We start from the raw sequence: 2002 nt of genomic DNA on the forward strand, positions 1-2002 counted from the left end.
TGTGAGAGGATCTTCACTACAACTTTCTAACTTCTCACCAAAGACATTCAGCGATTCATCAATATCCATCTAACTTTCCATTAGTCATATTTAATGTATTTAAAGCGAGCATCATCAGGTGTGCCCACTAAGGCGCCATCATCAAGTCCAGGCTGCCACATCACCACTTCTTCAAATTTTTTCGCTAACTCAAAATCTTTATCGGTAATACCTTTTGCCGCATGATTAGTCAGCTTGACGATAACAAAGGCATAAGACACCGTTAAATCCGGATGGTGAAAACCCGCCTCAGCTAAATGACCAATGGTATTCACTACCATTAAAGTACTTTTCCAGCCACTGGTTTTATATTTGCGACGTATCCAGCCGTTCTCTAAATACCAATGTGGAAGCTCTTCTTTTAAACGCGCTTCAACTTCTTCATCTGTATAGGTTTTTTCAGTACCATCTTCACGCCAGCCCATAATTAGCTCCTTATGTTTATTTCTATCCACTCCAGTTATACAGAAATGAAATCATGAGTCAAAAACAGATCAGGGTTTGTAAGCAAAGCAGGTAAGCGTAAGATAGGGAGTCAGTAAGCAATCAACGAGGTAATTTATGTCAGAGCAAACAAGTTTTAAGGATGCAGGGTTTTTATCAGAGCAATCAAGAACTGGCACGCTCAGTGTAGAAATCCACCAAACCCCACAATACCTTGTTTGTGAAGATTTAAGTCAGCTGGGTCAATCAATTTTAAATCATTGCCGTATTCGTCCTGATGATAAAAGCGAAGTTTATTTAAGTCTCTATTTCCAACGTATGTTGTCTCACTTTCAGTCCGTTCTGCTAATGGCTGAACGAGGCATGATCCACGAAACAGAAATCATGTCACGCTGTTTGCTGGAAACCTTATTTAATCTGGCAGCGTTTTATCGTCATGAAGACTTTCTCGAAGCCATGACAGATGGCGACACCGATCAAAGAAGGGAAGTACTGACACGTTTTTATCTAAAACAGCTTGAGGTCCATGCCCTGACAGAACTTGAAATGAATGATTTGGAACGCATGATTAACAGTGCTGATGAAATTAACCGCGGTGATGTCAGCACTGCCATCAAAGCTGAAATGGCTGGTTTGATGAGCGAATACCGAACTGAATATGCGTTTTTGAGCGAAACGGTACATTGCCGAATTCATTCTGTCGAACAAGACTTGGAAATGGACGATCATCAAATTATCGTTGGTATTGCCACCCGTGCAGAAGACACCAATCGTTTAGCCAGTTTATTAATGAATGCGGCTGATTATTTGATTGATGGTATCACCATCATACTTGAGTTACACAAACAGCCTGAACAACACGCTCACTTTGAACAAATCAGACGACAGGTTCAAAAAGTCTGGCAAAACACGACTGTTAAGGTCGCTCATCGTTAAAAACAGTATTTTTCAAATTTTAAAATCTGCAGGGTGATTACCCGAAATAAATGTCAGATTTTAAATTTTGAACGTACAAAGAGAAGGGGGCGTTTATACTCATTAAATGCTCCTTTTTTTATAGTCATCATTTCTTCTTTGTTTTTCTGAGTATCATATTCTCTCGATATAGTTCATCCACTAACTGCTGATTGATATGCAAAGCCAGAATTTCACCACTGGTAAATTTCTCCCCGGATGGTGACCAAAGAAAACCATTTCCAAAAGACCATCCTTCAAAACAATGACGTCTTCCAATTGTTGGCATCTTGCCACCAAGCAATAAAAGACACTCAATAATCACTTTAGGGGCACAGTATGTTTGCTCATAACGGGCCACGGTTCTTGGTGATAATTCCAAATATTCTGCGACTTGTTTCTTTGTCATTCTGGCAGCATATCGAGCCTCTCTAAATGTCTTTTTCATCTTAAATATCTGTTTATCAACTGCCAGAAGAGGCTAATTTTAATAAGAGCATGTAAATACTCACATCTATTGCTATTACTGTTCTTAGATATTCTATTTAACATAATATATATTATG

3 protein-coding genes are annotated in these 2002 nt (G+C 39.0%); 1 reads left to right on the forward strand and 2 read right to left on the reverse strand.

Annotation, left to right across the window (positions count from 1 at the left end; translation table 11 throughout):
• Positions 1–80: 80 nt before the first annotated feature.
• A complete protein-coding gene (locus B3V56_RS14185) occupies positions 81–464 on the reverse strand; it encodes a 4a-hydroxytetrahydrobiopterin dehydratase (protein WP_286304588.1) in 384 nt (127 codons plus the stop codon).
• A gap of 136 nt (positions 465–600) precedes the next feature.
• Between B3V56_RS14185 and B3V56_RS14190 the strand changes: the two genes are divergently transcribed.
• Positions 601–1419 carry a DUF5677 domain-containing protein gene (locus tag B3V56_RS14190; protein WP_289282355.1) on the forward strand — a complete coding sequence of 273 codons (819 nt, stop codon included), beginning with the start codon at positions 601–603 and terminating at the stop codon, positions 1417–1419.
• 127 nt (positions 1420–1546) lie between these two features.
• Here B3V56_RS14190 and B3V56_RS14195 read toward each other — a convergent pair whose 3' ends face one another.
• Positions 1547–1885, reverse strand: coding sequence for a helix-turn-helix domain-containing protein (locus B3V56_RS14195; protein ID WP_289282356.1), 339 nt, complete (start codon positions 1883–1885; stop codon positions 1547–1549).
• Positions 1886–2002 lie beyond the last annotated feature (117 nt).

This window comes from Methylophaga sp. UBA2513 (assembly GCF_002341285.1).
In the GTDB taxonomy this organism is placed as follows: Bacteria; Pseudomonadota; Gammaproteobacteria; order Nitrosococcales; family Methylophagaceae; genus Methylophaga; species Methylophaga marina.

Bases quoted from the DNA above. Each gene is read 5' to 3' on its own strand.
- B3V56_RS14185 (WP_286304588.1), bottom strand. From the start codon at position 464: ATGGGCTGGCGTGAAGATGGTACTGAAAAAACCTATACAGATGAAGAA.
- B3V56_RS14190 (WP_289282355.1), top strand. From the start codon at position 601: ATGTCAGAGCAAACAAGTTTTAAGGATGCAGGGTTTTTATCAGAGCAA.
- B3V56_RS14195 (WP_289282356.1), bottom strand. From the start codon at position 1,885: ATGAAAAAGACATTTAGAGAGGCTCGATATGCTGCCAGAATGACAAAG.